The following is a 16,650-nucleotide window of genomic DNA, read 5'->3' as shown; positions in this document are numbered from 1 at the left end:
CCCCGGGGTCACCTCCCTGGTCACCCCCGTACCCTCCCGGGTACACCCCGGGGACGGGGTGTGACCTGGATCTCCCCTGCATGTGGACACCGGGAAACTTTGCCTGGGAAATGACCATCCAGTACCGTAATGCGGGTATGTTAACGCGGTCACAGGGTACACCAGAATCCGGATCGTCTAACCCCCTTAGCGGGATTCGCTAAAAGATCACCGAGTTAGTGTGCAAGAATAATGCTGATCGCAGGGGCACTGTCATACGCTGTCATGCAGTCAATGAACAGTGCGGTGCTCTGTCGTGAAGAAAATCAAAACCAGGAGGGTTTTAGTGTCAGTCGAGACCAGGAAGATCACCAAGGTACTTGTCGCCAACCGTGGTGAAATCGCAATCCGTGTTTTCCGCGCAGCACGGGATGAAGGCATCGCCTCTGTCGCCGTCTACGCGGAGCCGGACGCAGATGCCCCTTTCGTCGAGTATGCCGATGAGGCCTTCGCACTCGGTGGCCAGACTTCCGCAGAGTCCTACCTCGTCATTGACAAGATCATTGACGCAGCACGCAAGTCCGGTGCAGACGCTGTCCACCCCGGCTACGGCTTCCTCGCCGAGAACGCCGATTTCGCTGAAGCTGTCATCAACGAGGGCCTGATCTGGATCGGACCATCCCCTGAGTCCATCCGTTCCCTCGGTGACAAGGTCACCGCACGCCACATCGCCAACAACGCCAACGCACCGATGGCACCGGGCACCAAGGAGCCTGTCAAGGACGCCGCTGAGGTTGTCGCCTTCGCCGAGGAGTTCGGTCTCCCCATCGCCATCAAGGCTGCCTTCGGTGGCGGCGGACGTGGCATGAAGGTCGCCTACGAGATGGACGAGGTCGCCGACCTCTTCGAATCCGCCACCCGTGAGGCCACCGCCGCCTTCGGTCGTGGTGAGTGCTTCGTGGAGCGCTACCTGGACAAGGCCCGCCACGTCGAGGCACAGGTCATCGCCGACAAGCACGGCAACGTTGTGGTCGCCGGTACCCGTGACTGCTCCCTGCAGCGTCGTTTCCAGAAGCTCGTCGAGGAGGCACCGGCACCGTTCCTCACCGATGAGCAGCGTGACCGCATCCACTCCTCCGCCAAGGCTATCTGCCGCGAGGCCGGTTACTACGGTGCCGGCACCGTGGAGTACCTGGTCGGTTCCGACGGACTGATCTCCTTCCTGGAGGTCAACACCCGCCTGCAGGTGGAGCACCCCGTCACCGAGGAGACCACCGGCATCGACCTGGTGCGCGAGATGTTCCGCATCGCCGAGGGCGCCGAGCTCTCCATCAAGGAGGACCCGACCCCACGCGGCCACGCCTTCGAGTTCCGCATCAACGGCGAGGACGCAGGCTCCAACTTCATGCCCGCACCGGGCAAGATCACCCGCTACCGTGAGCCCGCCGGCCCGGGTGTCCGCATGGACTCCGGCGTTGTCGAGGGTTCCGAGATCTCCGGCCAGTTCGACTCCATGCTGGCCAAGCTGATCGTCTGGGGCCAGACCCGTGAGCAGGCCCTGGAGCGTTCCCGTCGTGCGCTCGGCGAGTACATCGTCGAGGGCATGCCGACCGTCATCCCGTTCCACTCCCACATCGTCTCCAACCCGGCATTCGTCGGTGACGGCGAGGGCTTCGAGGTCTACACCAAGTGGATCGAGGAGGTCTGGGACAACCCGATCGAGCCGTTCGTCGATGCAGCCGACCTCGACGACGAGGAGAAGACCCCGTCGCAGAAGGTCATCGTCGAGATCGACGGCCGCCGCGTCGAGGTGGCTCTCCCGGGCGACCTCGCTCTCGGCGGTGGCGCAGGTGCCGCCAAGAAGAAGCCGAAGAAGCGTCGCGCAGGTGGCGCCAAGGCCGGTGTCTCCGGTGACTCCGTCGCAGCCCCGATGCAGGGCACCGTCATCAAGGTCAACGTTGAGGACGGCGCCGAGGTCTCCGAGGGTGACACCGTCGTGGTTCTCGAGGCCATGAAGATGGAGAACCCGGTCAAGGCCCACAAGTCCGGTACCGTCTCCGGTCTGACCATCGCCGCGGGTGAGGGCGTGACCAAGGGTCAGGTTCTCCTGGAGATCAAGTAATCCCTTCAGGGAACAGACAGCCCTGTTCTGAGTTGAAGCACCCCGCCTGAACGCGGGGTGCTTCACTCGTTTCGCCTGCCCTCCCCCGTGGCCGGGCACCCCACTCTCTGCTAAAGGACCTTTCATGGAACCGATGGATATCAACGGCGGGCGTTTCTACGCCCGGAAACTCACAGCCGATGAGCGCATCAACGATCTGCCCGCCCTGGCCACCGCGCTCGGACACCCGGTGGATGGGGAAGCTGTGGCCCGCAGCTACCGGGACTGGGCGGAGGACACCGTCTACACCTGGGCGATCTGTGAGCAGACCAGCGTGGAGATGCTGGCACTGGCCCGCCTGCGCCGCGGCGATGATGACACCGCCGACCTGGAGGTCCTCCCCGTCGGGGATCCCGCCACCTCTGTGCCCAATGACCCGATGCTCACCCCGGTCACCATCTCGGACGCCGTTGAACAGGGCGGGGCGACCATCCGACGGTGGGCCAGGGGGTTCCTGGGCATCACCGTCTGAGACTGTCCGGCTGCCATTCAGCGCTGATCGATCGGCACCACCTCCCGCTGCTCCACACCGTTGTAGGCCGCCAGCGGACGGATGAGGGAGTTGTTCTCATACTGTTCGACGATGTGGGCGGTCCACCCGGCCAGACGGGCCAGGACGAACAACGGGGTGAAGAAATCCACCGGGAAACCGAGGATGTGATAGGCCGGGCCGGCGGGGAAATCCAGGTTGGGTTTGATGCCGGTGCGGTCCTCCATCACCTGCTGCATCTGCTCATACATGCGCACCCACTTCTCCGCATCATGCCGCTGCGCCAACGCCCGCATGGACTTCTCCATCGACGGCACCCGGCTGTCACCGCTCTTGTACACGCGGTGGCCGAAGCCCATGATCAGGTCCTTGTTGTCCAGGGCCCGGTGCACCCAGGCCGCCGCATTGTCCGGATCGTCGATGTCCAGCATGGTGTGCATGACGAATTCATTGGCACCACCGTGCAGCGGGCCCTTGAGAGCACCGATGGCCCCGGCGATCGCGGAGTAGGCATCCGAGCGGGTGGAGGTGATCACCCTGGAGGTGAAGGTGGAGGCGTTGAAGGAGTGTTCCGCATACAGGATGAGGGATTTCTCGAAATCGCGGACATCCTCCGGGTTGGTGGCCACGGACGCGGAGGCGGTACCGAAGACCATGGACAGGAAGTTCTCGGCGATCCCCTTGTCCGGGTCGGGTGCGATGATGTCCGCCCCGCTGCGGCGTCGGATGTCCATGGCCACCACCATCGGCAGCTGGGCGAGGAGATTGTGGCCGATCCGCAGCACGTGATCGGCACCGGTGGTGAAGGGTTCCGGATCCTTGGTACCCATGTAGGACACCGCGGTGCGCAGCACATCCATGGGGTGGCAACCCATGGGCAGGGAATGGATCAGGGCGATCAGCCCGGCATCGAGCACCCGGTAGGAACGACCCCGGGTGTTGAACTCCCGCAGCTGCTCTGCGGTGGGCAGTTCACCGTTCCACAGCAGGTAGATCACCTCCTCGAAGGAACAGTGTTCCACCAGGTCCTGCACCGGGTATCCGCGGTAGGTCAGGGAGTTGGTTTCGGGCATCACCTTGGAGATGGCGGTGTAGTCGGAGACCACCCCGTAGAGACCCCGGCGGACCTCCACGTTCTTGTCATTCATGTCTGGGTTCCTTCCCGTGAGTTGTTGGTCAGGTTTTCGGCCGGTAGGTGAACAGGTTCTGGTCGAAGACGTTGAAATCGGCGTAGCGGACCAGCTCATAGAGGCGACTGCGGTGCTGCATGCGGTCGACCCAGCCCGCCTGGGTGCCGGCATCCGCCATCTCCCACAGGGCCTGCTCCACATGTCCCATGGCGATGCGCAGGGTGGTCACGGGGTAGATCACGGCGTCATATCCGATCTCCTCGAGTTCCCGGGTGGTGAGCAGTTCGGTTTTGCCGAATTCCGTCATGTTGGCCAGCAGGGGCACCTCGGGCACCGCGCGTCGGAACATCTCGAACTCCTCGCGGGTGTGCAGGGCCTCGGGGAAGATGACATCCGCCCCGGCGGCGGCGTATTCGTGGGCGCGGTCAATGGCGGCGGCCATGCCCTCGATACCCGCGGCGTCGGTCCGGGCGCAGATAAGGAAGTCCGGGTCGCGGCGGGCGGAGACCGCGGCACCGATCCGCCGGACCATCTGCTCGGTGGTCACCACCTCCTTGCCGTCCAGGTGGCCGCAGCGTTTGGGGTTGACCTGGTCCTCGAGCTGGCATCCGGCAACGCCGGCGTCCTCGAGTTCGGTGACGGTGCGGGCGGCGTTGATGGGTTCGCCGAAGCCGGTGTCGGCGTCGACAAGCACCGGCAGGTCCGTGGCACGGGCGATCTGGCGGGCACGCCCGGCCACCTCGGTGAGGGTGGTCAGGCCGATGTCGGGCAGCGCGAGGTCGGCGGCGACCACCGCGCCGCTGACGTAGACCCCCTCGAAACCGGCCTCCTCGATGGAGCGGGCGACCAGCGGGGAGAAGGCTCCCGGGAGTCGCACGATGGGTTCGGCCTCCAGGGCCGCGCGGAGAGCTTTACGACGCTCCGATGGTGTCTTAGCCGTTGAGAACATGTTCATAACAATCCCTTTCCGATGTTCGGGGCGGTGGCCAGGGTGGCGCTATCAAGCACGATGTTGAGCTCGGCGAGATCACCCAGATCCGGCAGGGTCTGGGCGGCGGTGAGGAACCGGTCCTGTTCCGCCTCGGGGAGAATGCCGTGGGCCAGCGTCCGGAATTTCTCGATGTACTGTTCGCGTCCGAAGGGTCGTGCCCCGAGAGGATGGGCGTCGGCCACGCCGAGTTCCCCCTCGATCACCTCACCACTGCGCATGGTGATCACCGCCCGCGCACCGAAGGCCTTCTCCGAGGGGTCCTCGGAGTGGTAGCGGCGGGTCCACTCGGGTTCCTCCACCGTGGTGATCTTCTGCCACAGCTCGACAGTGTCCGGGCGGGTGGCGCGCTTGCGGCTGTAGGAGTGTTCGTGGTGCCACACCCCGTCCTGCAGGGCGACGGCAAAGATGTACATGATGGAGTGATCCAGTGTCTCCCGGGATGCCTGCGGATCCATCTTCTGCGGATCATTGGCACCGGTGCCGATGACATGGTGGGTGTGGTGACTGGTGTGCAGCACCACCGAGTCCACCTCCGTGATGCCACCGGCGGCCTCCACCTGCGGTTTGAGGCTGCGCGCCAGGTCGATCGGGGCCTGGGACTGGTACTCCGCGGAGTGCTCCTTGGTGTAGGTCTCCAGGATGCCGCGTTTGGGTTCCCCCTGTTCCGGCAGCGGGACATGGTAGATGTGATCCCTGCCGGACAGCAGCCAGGCGATGACACCGTCCTCCCCCTCCCAGATCGGTGCCGGGGCCCCCTCTCCGCGCATGGCACGGTCCACCGCCTCGATGGCCATCTTGCCGGCGAACGCGGGGGCAAACGCCTTCCAGGAGGAGATCTCCCCCTTGCGGGACTGGCGGGTGGCGGTGGTGGTGTGCAGGGCCTGACCGATGGCCTGGTAGATCACCTCCGGGGGCAGGTGCAGCAGTGTGCCCAGACCCGCCGCGGCCGCCGGACCCAGATGCGCCACATGGTCGATCTTGTGCTCATGCAGGCAGATCCCCTTGACCAGGTCCACGTGGATCTCATAGGCGGTGGTGATCGCCCGGATCAGATCCTCCCCGGTGCTGCCCTGGGACTGGGCCACCGCCAGGATCGGTGGGATGTTGTCGCCCGGGTGGGAGTAGTCCGCCGCCAGGAAGGTGTCATGGAAATCCAGTTCCCGCACCGCGGTGCCATTGGCCCAGGCCGCCCATTCCGGGGAATACCGTCCCGGGATCCCGAACACCGTCGCCCCGCGGGCATCACGTGGGTGGGCCTGTGCCTGGGCGCGGGCGGTGGTGACCGGGCGACGCAACAGGGAGGCCACCGCCACCGCGGCGTTGTCGATGATCCTGTTGATCACCATCTCCCGCACCTCAGGGACCACCTCCACCGGATCCACCGCCACCTGCGCGATCTTCCAGGCCAGATGATCCTCTAGCGGGAACGGCTCCGCCGAGGCATGGGTACGGACTTCGTGGATACGCATGGTGGGCTCCTAACAGGTCACTCAACCTTCAAGGGCTCACCTTCCCACACCATCCACGCGCCCTCGGAGGTAATGAAACTCGTTTCTCTTTCCTCCACCTTAAGCCCTAATTGTGCTGTGGGCCACAGTGAGTTTTCACACCCTGGAGAGAAGTTGCGCCTGCGCCCCAAGAGACAAAACCGACATAGTCCCGGATACATAACTCCCCAAATGGGGGTGCGCCCAGGCGCTTCCTGCTGGCATTTTCCACTTACAGCACCCCTCTCAGCGATTGCTATCTGTAATTATCGGTCGATCTATAGATAAACTATGCGCCGTACTTCCCCTCAGTTTCCGCCTGCGGAAGTTCTGATCATCACCCCAGTTTCGAAGGAGGACTATTCACATGCTTCGTATCACCGAGACAGAATCCGACGTGGATGACGAGCGGGGGCTGCATTCGACCGGCACCGTGACTAGTGCGCGTGAGAATGCCCGCTCCCGGAGTAAACAGACCTCCCCGTATCAGCCGTATCTGCCGGCCAGTTCCACCCCGTACCCGCCCGAAGGCGTTTCCCCCGAGCTCCTCACCTGGGCGGAGACGGTTGCCCCGGGGGGTTACACCCACAAGGTCGTTCAGCGTGGCACCCGCATCCGTCTCGAGGATGTCTCCGGTAATGCGTGCGCCCATGTACTGCTCTTCAACGCCGATGCCCCCTGGGAGCGTTTCAACGCAGCGGATACCATCAAAATCCCCTGGCAGGCGTACCCGACCGAGGGACATCCCCTGTTATCGGGCGAGGGTCGAGTCCTCGCCACGGTGGTCGGGGATACCTCCCATCACCACGACGCCCTGTGTGGTGTGATGAGTGACACCATGACCCGAGAGAAATACGGCGACCCGCGGATCCACGGCGTGTATCCATCAGGCCAGTCCCTGTTCGAACAGGCCGGTGTCAAGCATGGCCTCACGTCACGGGACATCCCGCCGTCGATCGCGTTCTTCAAGGGAACCACCATCGCCGCAGACGGTGGGATGCACTTCACCGGTGGAGCCGGTGCAGGGACAACGGTGGATCTGCTTGCTGAACTTCCGTTGATCATCCTCGTGGCCAATTCCCCCCACCCGCTTGATCCCCACACCGATTACGTCTCCGGGCCACTGCGCGTCCATGCGTGGCGCTCGGACCCCACCGGCCCTTCCTCCCCGTGGTACGCCGCCTCGCCGGAACGACAGCGCGCCTACCTCAACACCATCGACTATGCAGAAGCGAAGGGACACTGATCAATGACCACCCATCTCCAGGCTGACACCACCCCCGCATCCAGCGTCCCCCGTGGCGCGGTCTACCAGCCGGAAACAGTCCTCGACATGTCACAACCGGTCATTGCAGGAGACATCCTCCTCGACGATCTGGTGGAACCACGTGATGCCTGGTCAGCCACCGTGCGCGCCGGAGACATCCTGACCATCGTGGATGTCGGCGGTAATCAGTCAGCCGATTGCCTGATCTACAACGCCTACAACATCGATGAACGCTACAGCGTCCCCCAGACCATCTCCTGGCAGCGAAATGTCTATGTTCGCACCGGCACCGTACTGCGCTCAAACCTGGGGCACCCGCTGATGACCGTCATCGAAAACGAAGTTGATCGTCAGGACACCATCGGTGGTGCGTGCAGCAAGGAATCCAACACCCTCCGCTACGGACATCACACCCATAACGACCACGGTTGTCGTGAGAATTTCCTGGCCGAGGCCCGCAGATACGGCATGGGTCCACGCGACATCGTCTCCAACCTCAACTGGTTCATGAACGTCCCGGTGGAGGCTGATGGTTCCCTCGGAATCGTCGATGGGATGTCCGCCCCGGGCCGCCGGGTCGGTCTCCGTGCGGAGATGGACACCCTGGTCATCGTGTCCAACTGCCCGCAGATGAACAACCCGTGCAATGACTTCAACTGCACACCACTGCGCATGATCATCACACGCCCGACCTCCTGACCGTCCACCCCACCACATTTCGAGGACAACCCACATGTTTGACAGCATTCTGATCGCAAACCGCGGCGAGATCGCGCGCCGCATCATCCGCACCGCCCGCCGCATGGGACTTAGAACGATCGCCATTTATTCCGAGGCTGATGCCGCGGCCCCACACGTCCGTGAGGCTGACGAAGCCCACCTCCTGGGCCCGGCACCAGCTGCCCAGTCCTACCTCGACATCGACCGTGTACTCGATATCGCCGTGAAGTCCGGTGCCGGTGCTATCCACCCGGGTTACGGCTTTCTGTCGGAAAACGCAGAGTTCGCCCGTCTTGTCGAAGCTGCAGGCATCGCCTTTGTCGGACCGACCCCCGAACAGTTGGACAAGTTCGGCATCAAGCACACGGCCCGGCAGCTGGCGGAGGCAGCCGGCGTTCCGCTTCTGCCCGGTACCGGCCTGCTTTCCTCTGCTGACGAGGCCGTGGCAAAAGCTCAGGAGATCGGCCTGCCGGTGATGGTCAAGGCCAGTAACGGCGGTGGTGGCATCGGTATGCAGTCCTGCACGGGCCTGGATCAGGTCCGTGAGGCATTCACCCGGGTGCAGCGTCTGGCGGAACAGAACTTCGGCTCCGGAGGGGTGTTCCTGGAACGTCTGGTGCGCCCGGCCCGGCACATCGAGGTACAGGTTTTCGGTGATGGTGCTGGCGCCGTTGCTGTATTCGGCGACCGTGACTGTTCCCTCCAGCGCCGAAACCAGAAGGTGGTGGAAGAAGCCCCCGCACCGGATCTGCCCCCGGTAGTCCGCCAGACCATCCACCAGGCATCCCGGGCGTTGGCTGCCTCCGTTGATTACCGCTCAGCCGGCACGGTGGAATTCATCTACGATCCCCATCGCGAGGAAGCCTACTTCCTGGAGATGAACACCCGATTGCAGGTGGAGCATCCGGTCACTGAGGCGGTTTTCGACGTCGATCTGGTTGAGCTCATGCTGCGTCAGGCGGGTGCACGTGACGAGGGGGAAGCTGGTGTCAACCGGTCCATCTTTGAAGCTAATCTCACGCCCCGCGGTGTGGCCGTGGAAGCCCGTGTCTACGCAGAAGACCCCGCCAAGGAATGCGCGCCCAGCTCAGGTGTTGTCACCCGGGCTGTCTTTCCCGGTCAGGGTGGGGACCCGATGGAGAACGTGCGTATCGACGGATGGATCGAAACCGGCCTGGAGGTATCCCCCCATTACGATCCGATGCTCGCCAAGATCATCACCCATGCCGCCACGAGAAACGATGCGCTGGATCTGCTTCACGGTGCGCTAGCGGTCAGTCGTGTCGATGGCATCGTCACCAACCTGCCCCTGCTCCGGGCACTCGTCATGGAGCCCACGCTGCGGGCCGCGGACCACTCCACCTCGACATTGGAGGTCACCAGCGATCCGGAACCACGCATCGATGTCCTCGAACCCGGCATGCTGACCACCGTGCAGGACTGGCCCGGTCGCCGCGGATTCTGGAAGGTCGGGGTCCCGCCATCAGGCCCCATGGATTCGGTGTCCTTCCGCCTGGCCAATGAGGCCCTCGGCAACGATGCCAGCGCCCCCGGTCTGGAATGCACATCCACCGGGCCGGTGCTGAGATTCTCGCACGCCACCCGCATCTGCATCACTGGTGCCCCGGCCCTGTGCATGCTCTCGGGTCAGCCCATTCCCCAGTGGGTTCCCATTGATGTCCGCTCCGGTGATGAACTGCACATCGGAGAGACCAGCAGTGTTGGCCTGCGCACCTACCTCGCTGTTGAAGGCGGGTTAGATGTCCCGGACTACCTGGGGTCGGCCTCAACCTTCACCCTCGGTCAATTCGGTGGGCACGCCGGACGCGCGCTGCTCAGCGGTGATGTCCTTCGTCCGGTGGGGGCGGATCCACATCAGGCCGTGCGCGCCCGCCCCATCCCCGAGGATCAACGGCCGGTGTTCTCCCACCATTGGCGCATCGCCGTCACGGAAGGACCCCACGAGGCACCGGACTTTTTCACCCCGGAGGATATCGAGGTCTTCTACAGTTCCGATTATGTCGTGCACCTGAACTCGGCGCGCTCGGGTGTGCGGCTTGACGGGCCGAATCCGACCTGGGCGCGAACCGACGGTGGCGAGGCAGGCATGCATCCCTCCAATATCCACGACAACGCCTATGCCATCGGCGCAATCGACTTCACCGGGGACACCCCTATCATCCTGGGGCCCGACGGCCCCAGCCTCGGCGGATTTGTCTGTCCGGCTGTGGTGACCAGTGGCGATCTGTGGAAGCTGGGTCAGTTACGGCCGGGTGACACGGTACGCTTCGTCCCGGTCCGGGAGGCGGATGCAGCCGACACCATCGACTTGCGGGCCACCCCGGAGCTGTTGACTCCGTCGGGGGACGGAGACCACGGGGTGCTCGCTCGGGTCCCGGAAGACGGTGATCGACCGTCTGTAACCTACCGTCGTGCGGGAGACACCAACCTGCTCATTGAATACGGTGAGCAGGTGCTCGACATCGGGTTACGCATGCGTGTCCATGTGCTTCACACGGAGATTGAGAAACGGGAGATTCCCGGAGTCACCGACCTGACGCCCGGCATCCGTTCACTGCAGCTCCAGGTGGATCCGGCTGTCATCCGCCCCTCGCAATTGGTGGAACTCATGATGTCCATCGAGGAGGATCTACCCGCCACCGAGGAACTAGCGGTCCCTTCACGGACAGTGCGTTTGCCCCTGTCGTGGGATGACCCCCAGACGCGCCTGGCAATCGAACGGTATATGAATGGTGTCCGCGATGACGCCCCCTGGTGCCCGTGGAACATCGAGTTCATCCGCCGGGTTAACGGCCTGGACACCGTAGATGATGTGTACCGCACGGTCTTCAACGCCTCTTACCTCGTGCTGGGTCTGGGTGATGTCTACCTGGGTGCACCGGTAGCAACTCCCCTTGATCCCCGCCACCGTCTGGTGACAACCAAATACAACCCGGCGCGTACCTGGACACCGGAAAACGCCGTGGGCATCGGTGGCGCCTACCTCTGCGTATACGGAATGGAGGGGCCCGGTGGCTACCAGTTCGTCGGTCGCACCACCCAGATGTGGAACAGGTACCGGACGGGGGGCCTCTTCCAGGATGCCCCCTGGGCCCTGCGTTTCTTCGACCGCATCGAGTGGTACCCGGTCAGTGCGGAAGAACTTTTGGAGATGCGTACCGAGACCGATGCCGGTCGGGGCCGCGTCGAGGTCGAGGAGGGAACATTCTCCTTCGCTGAGTACCGGGAGTTCCTGGACACCCACGCCGATTCCATCCGGGAGTTCCAGGAGAGTCAGACCGCGGCATTCGACGAGGAGAAGCAACGGTGGCGGGAATCCGGTGAATTCGACATCAAACCGGAACCAGCAGCCAATACCGAAGAGGCGGTCATACCTGAGGGGTCCATCGGTGTCAGCGCCCCGTTGATGTCCACACTGTGGCAGTTCTCCGTCACCCTGGGGGACAGGGTATCCACCGGTGACCAGTTGTTGTCCCTGGAGGCCATGAAGATGGAGACCGCGGTATCGTCCCCGGTCGACGGTGTGGTCACCGCAATCCATGCCAGCCCGGGTGATCAGGTTACCCAGGGGCAGATCCTCATCAGTGTGGCATCCGAGTAGGAAAACCCGGTACCGCCGCCACCAAGCGGGGGATGTAGGTGGAGCGCAACCCGGATCAGCTGCATCCGTCCCCTCACCGGGAACCGCTGAACGAGGACGTCGACAAGTTATAGGCGAGGACCTTGTGCACCCCGCGTAGAGTCCTGGCGACCTTGGACAGATCAGTTACTGTGTCGGTGGCGAGGGAGGAGAGAACGATGCCACCCCGCCTGTCGACGGCCATGTGCGGAACCAGGCCCAGGTCCAGATCCACCTGCAGGCTGAGGACAGTCTCAAAGGCCCGCTGGAGATCAGCAACCTGAGCCGATGAGAGAAAATGGGGATCAGCGGCCATCAGGCGGTCGGGCGTCGACAGTGCGTCCGCCCCGGATGCGAGAGCCGCCCAGCGGGCGAGCTTGACAACAGGGGTGAGCAGCTCACTCTTCAACCCCACCGTGCCACGGGATAACACACCGGTGATCCTGGGCACCCTCGTCGACAAGGCATCGCGGAGCATGTCCGCCACAATCGGGCTGTCCGGGACCACGCGTCCCGCCACCTGCCGGACAGGGTGGGCGGCATCGGCTAGGAGGCCGGTCAGGACGACCCCCCGGTTCTCTGCTGGGTGGGTCACCCAGTCGTGCACCTGTGCTGTCCACTCATCGGCGGAACGCGGAAGGATTCCGGAGTGGGGACCAACACCCTGCCGATCTACCTCGATGCCGGCATCCACAAGTGCCTGCAGCCGGGGCACCGGCCCCTCGTCCAACCGGATGACATCCAGATCTGAGTGCACAGTGCCCTCGCCCCGACCGATTGAGCCGGTGGCTGCCAGATGATCATCCAGGCGTTCCCGGATGACACCAGACCACAGCGCAGTGATGTCAGGGGTGGACATACCATCGCGACGTTCAGCACGGATGTGGTCAATGACGGAGCCTAACCACGGGTTGTGTTCACTCATGTGATCGGGCTCCTTTTGAGCGGTTGGTTCTTAACGTCTTCCCTGTAAGTCTGCCCTATGGGTTTGTGCCGCCAGCCCCTTTCGAATCCACCTGTGAATTCCACTTTCCACCATTACCTATCGATCGATAGATAAAAATGTTAGTGTGTTGACTGCGGCGGGGAGGTTCCTCCCCCGAACTGCTAGACCACTGGTCTGCAGGACACCGCCACCCTCTTGAGAAAGAAGCATGATGACTGCCCAAAATCACCTGGTTGACACCACCACACGGTCCGTACCCCCAGATATGAAAAACCGTGCAGCCGATTCCGATGACCTCAGCAGCTTCGGGTATGAACAACAGCTGCAAAGAAATCTGGGCCGGTTCGCCTCCTTCGCCGCCGGCTTCAGCTTCGTGTCCATCCTGACAACCATCTTCCAGTTGTTCGGACTGGGTTTCGGTTTCGGCGGCCCTGCGTTCTTTTGGACATGGGTGGCTGTGTTCATCGGTCAGTACATGGTGGCCCTGTGTTTCGCCGAATTGGCTGCGAGGTTTCCCGTCTCCGGCGCCATATACCAGTGGTCCCGTCGGATGGGTGGGGAATTCATCGGCTGGTTCGCCGGCTGGTTCATGATCCTCGCCCAGATCGTCACCGCAGCAGCAGCTGCTATCGCACTGCAGGTCGTCCTGCCCAACATCTGGTCCGGCTTCCAGATCATCGGTGATGACCCCACCCTGACATCACCGTCCGGCGCAGCCAACGCCGTCCTGCTGGGTTCAGTCCTCATTGTCCTCACCACCGTCATCAACTGCATCGGCGTGAGGTGGATGAGCTATGTCACCACCATCGGTGTCGTCTGTGAACTCGTGGGGGTCGTGGCCATCATCGGTGTGCTCTTTGCCCACGCCCAACGTGGTCCGCAGGTGGTGTTCGAAACCAACTGGACCGGCGACTCCTCCGGTTACATAGGTGCCTGGATCGCCTCCGCCCTGATGGCGGCCTACGTCATGGTCGGTTTCGGCAGTGCCGGTGAACTTGCGGAGGAAACCCGCAATCCCCGGGCCGTCGCACCGAAGACCATCCGACAGGCACTGTCTGTCTCCGCACTCGGTGGTGGCCTACTCATCCTGGGTGCTCTCATGGCTGCCCCATCGCTCACCGACGGTCGCCTCAGCGTTGAGGGTCTGCCCTACGTACTCAACACCGTCCTCGAATCCCCGTGGGGAACGGTGCTACTCATCGACGTGGCGATCGCCATTTTGATCTGCACGCTCGCGATCCAGACCGCTGCGTCTCGGCTGATGTTCTCCATGGCACGTGACCACCGCCTTCCGGCCTCGCGAATGCTGTCCAGGGTCAACACAACGACGGGCACCCCGATTCTCCCCTCCATCGTGGTCGGTGTCGCCTGCATTCTCATTCTGCTCATCAATGTAGGCAACGATGCCCTCTTCGCCACCATCACCAGTGTCTGCATCATCCTGATCTACCTGGCCTACCTCCTGGTCACCGCCCCCCTGCTGCTTCGACGAATCCAGGGTTGGCCCTATGACCGAGGCACCAGCACCGATGCCAATGGCAAGCAGTTGTTCACCCTGGGGCGGTGGGGGCTGCCTGTCAATATTTGTGCCGTCGTCTACGGCACCGTCATGGTCGTGAACCTCTCCTGGCCACGCGCCGAGATCTACAACCCGTCAGGCGATACGCCGATCATGCAGTGGGCCGGACCGATCGCCGTTGGTGCCGTGATCATCCTCGGCCTGATGGCCTTCCCCCGGAACCGGGCCCACCCACACCCGGTTGCCCTGGAGTCTCCCCGAAACTCCCACACCGCAGCTGCGCCCCCAGCCACCATGACCATAACCCCCGATCCCACAGATGTGGTCACGGGTACAGAGGCCACCGGAATCCATGCAGAATCCGCCCGGACTTCAACCCGAACTTCAACCGGGACTTCAACCGGGGCTGTGGTACCCCAGTCAGCAATCCCCGACCGTTCCACCCATTTTTGACCGCCACACCGGGATAACCATCAGAAAGAAAGGACCATCATGCCCTTCCGGACGCATACAGACGCCCTGCAGAAGCTGGAACGCTTCTTCCATTCTCTACGTCACTCTGGTCGCGACGAGATCTTCATCTCCCTCCTTGATAAGAAATCAGCAGCTGAACAGCTCGCGGAGCAGTATGAACGTCACCCCCGGGGTCGCCTGACCGGCATGTTGATAGCAGTGAAGGATAATATCGATGTCGTTGGTTTCGACACGACCGCCGCTGCTCCCGGATTCGCCTACACTCCGGATCGTGATTCCGCAGTGGTCGCCCAATTGAGGTCTGAGGGGGCCCTTGTCGTGGGCAAAACCAACCTCGATCAGTTCGCCACCGGCCTCGTGGGGACCCGCTCCCCGTACGGCGCGGTCAGGGATGCCATCGTTCCCGAGCGGATATCCGGTGGTTCATCCTCAGGTTCAGCAGTCGCTGTCTCCCTGGGGTTGGTCGATGCCGCCCTGGGCACTGATACTGCGGGTTCAGGTCGGATTCCGGCTGGTTTGCAGGGAATAGTCGGCATCAAACCCACAATCGGATTGGTGTCCAATGACGGGGTTGTGCCAGCCTGCGCCAGTTACGATTGCGTGACTGTGCTGGCACCCGATCTTCCCATCGCCGAGCTCGTCATGCAGATCATGGCACAATCCGGCCACCGGGAACTCCCCCACGACCTGGCCATGAAACCCCCCGTATCCCCGGTGGTCGGCATTCCCACGACGCTGCCCTCAATGTCAGAAACGTGGGTCAGGGCTTTTCACGCCGCTGTCATGCGCCTGGAGGAGCGGGGATTTCTCATCCGTGAAATCAACCTGGATCCCAGTCTCGAGGCCGCGAAGATGCTCTATGATTCGCCGTTGGTCGCCGAGCGCGCCGAGGCAGTCGGAGAGTTTGTCACGGCTGCAGGGGACGATGACAATATCGACCCCACCGTGCGGGGGATCATCACCGGGGCCACCCGATTCAGTGCCCCGGAGGTCCTGGAGGCACAGCGGGACCTCGCGACCCGTCGGGAGGCTGCGCTGCGGGAGTGGTCGGCATGCGATGTCATCATGGTCCCCACCGCCCCGTTCCATCCCGACATAGAAACGGTTCAACACGACCCGATTGGCGTGAACGCAGCAATGGGCACCTTCACCAACTTCTGCAATCTCTTCGACCTATGTGCCGTTGCTGTGCCGGCGGGAATCGTTTCCGACGGTGGATCCCTGGGCAGTCATCTTCCTGCGAGCTTCGGTGTCACTTTCCTGTCCACCGCATTCCGGGATGACATCGTGGGGGCTGTGGCAAGGACATTTACCGGTCCCCCGACTCCCACGAACGATCCAGCACCGGGTTGGTTGGCCGAGAACGCACGCGAGGGTGACAGGGTGGTATCGCTCGCGGTGTTCGGCGCCCACCTGAGAGGTCAACCACTCAATCGTGAATTGCTTAATCTGGGCGCGGTGTACCTCGGGAACATCACCACCACGAGTGATTACAGGCTCTTCGCACTGGATACAACCCCACCCAAGCCTGGACTGACCGGGCCACTGCCGTCCGGGGCGGACGGGCAGTCCGTAGACGGCGAGGAATGGCTGCTCTCCCACGACTCGCTTGCCAGGCTCCTCACCGCTCTACCGGAGCCGATGACGCTTGGTTCCGTCTCGCTGTCCGATGGCCGTTCCATCACTGGTTTTTCTTTCCAACCGGCCTGCCTGGGATCAGCACGGGACATCACGGAGTGGGGTGGTTGGCGTTCCTACCTGGAGCATTCTCTCCAGCAGGACGATATACATGCACCGTCACGGTGAGGTACGTAGAGCCTCCCCCTGAGAACATCATCAGGGGGAG

The 16,650-nt window shown here is 63.0% G+C and carries 11 protein-coding genes; 7 read left to right on the top strand and 4 right to left on the bottom strand.

What is annotated here, in order from left to right:
* Positions 1-325: 325 nt before the first annotated feature.
* Entirely contained in the window at positions 326-2,101 is a 1,776-nt protein-coding gene (locus CE_RS03720) for an acetyl/propionyl/methylcrotonyl-CoA carboxylase subunit alpha (RefSeq protein ID WP_035109694.1), read from the top strand.
* 124 nt (positions 2,102-2,225) lie between these two features.
* Positions 2,226-2,612 (top strand): hypothetical protein, encoded by a 387-nt coding sequence (locus tag CE_RS03715; RefSeq protein WP_006769603.1) that lies wholly within the window; start codon positions 2,226-2,228, stop codon positions 2,610-2,612.
* A 17-nt stretch (positions 2,613-2,629) separates the two neighbouring features.
* On the opposite strand, the gene CE_RS03710 is transcribed toward CE_RS03715, so the two are convergent.
* Genes CE_RS03710 through prpD form a run of 3 tightly spaced genes read right to left on the bottom strand, consistent with a single transcriptional unit; the run spans position 2,630 to position 6,220 of the window.
* Positions 2,630-3,778, bottom strand: a complete 1,149-nt coding sequence (locus CE_RS03710) for a bifunctional 2-methylcitrate synthase/citrate synthase (RefSeq protein WP_006769604.1) — start codon at positions 3,776-3,778, stop codon at positions 2,630-2,632.
* Positions 3,779-3,806: 28 nt separating this feature from the next.
* A complete protein-coding gene (gene prpB, locus CE_RS03705; RefSeq protein ID WP_006769605.1) occupies positions 3,807-4,715 on the bottom strand; it encodes a methylisocitrate lyase in 909 nt (302 codons plus the stop codon).
* Complete coding sequence (prpD, locus tag CE_RS03700) at positions 4,712-6,220, bottom strand: 2-methylcitrate dehydratase PrpD (protein ID WP_006769606.1); 1,509 nt, start codon at positions 6,218-6,220, stop codon at positions 4,712-4,714. The genes prpB and prpD overlap by 4 nt, the downstream gene beginning before the upstream one ends.
* Positions 6,221-6,605: 385 nt before the next feature.
* Here prpD and CE_RS03695 point away from each other — a divergent pair, with 385 nt between their 5' ends.
* Genes CE_RS03695 through uca form a run of 3 tightly spaced genes read left to right on the top strand, consistent with a single transcriptional unit; the run spans position 6,606 to position 11,847 of the window.
* The gene (locus CE_RS03695; protein ID WP_006769607.1) at positions 6,606-7,484 is read left to right on the top strand and encodes an urea amidolyase associated protein UAAP1; all 879 of its coding nucleotides are present in this window, start codon (positions 6,606-6,608) and stop codon (positions 7,482-7,484) included.
* A 3-nt stretch (positions 7,485-7,487) separates the two neighbouring features.
* Positions 7,488-8,204: an urea amidolyase associated protein UAAP2 gene (locus CE_RS03690; RefSeq protein ID WP_006769608.1), complete on the top strand. Its 717-nt coding sequence runs from the start codon at positions 7,488-7,490 to the stop codon at positions 8,202-8,204.
* A 34-nt stretch (positions 8,205-8,238) separates the two neighbouring features.
* On the top strand, positions 8,239-11,847 hold the full coding sequence (gene uca / locus CE_RS03685) for an urea carboxylase (RefSeq protein WP_006769609.1): 3,609 nt from the start codon (positions 8,239-8,241) through the stop codon (positions 11,845-11,847).
* Positions 11,848-11,920: 73 nt separating this feature from the next.
* Here uca and CE_RS03680 read toward each other — a convergent pair whose 3' ends face one another.
* Positions 11,921-12,790, bottom strand: coding sequence for a putative nucleotidyltransferase substrate binding domain-containing protein (locus CE_RS03680; protein WP_011075114.1), 870 nt, complete (start codon positions 12,788-12,790; stop codon positions 11,921-11,923).
* 286 nt (positions 12,791-13,076) lie between these two features.
* On the opposite strand from CE_RS03680, the gene CE_RS03675 reads away from it, so the two are divergent.
* Positions 13,077-14,783, top strand: a complete 1,707-nt coding sequence (locus CE_RS03675) for an amino acid permease (RefSeq protein WP_006769611.1) — start codon at positions 13,077-13,079, stop codon at positions 14,781-14,783.
* Between the two features lie 39 nt (positions 14,784-14,822).
* Positions 14,823-16,610, top strand: a complete 1,788-nt coding sequence (gene atzF, locus CE_RS03670) for an allophanate hydrolase (RefSeq protein ID WP_006769612.1) — start codon at positions 14,823-14,825, stop codon at positions 16,608-16,610.
* The last annotated feature ends 40 nt before the right edge of the window (positions 16,611-16,650 follow it).

This window comes from Corynebacterium efficiens YS-314 (assembly GCF_000011305.1).
GTDB lineage: Bacteria > Actinomycetota > Actinomycetes > Mycobacteriales > Mycobacteriaceae > Corynebacterium > Corynebacterium efficiens.
The sequence above is the reverse complement of the archived record's forward strand: the minus strand, read 5'-3'. Positions and strand labels throughout refer to the sequence as shown.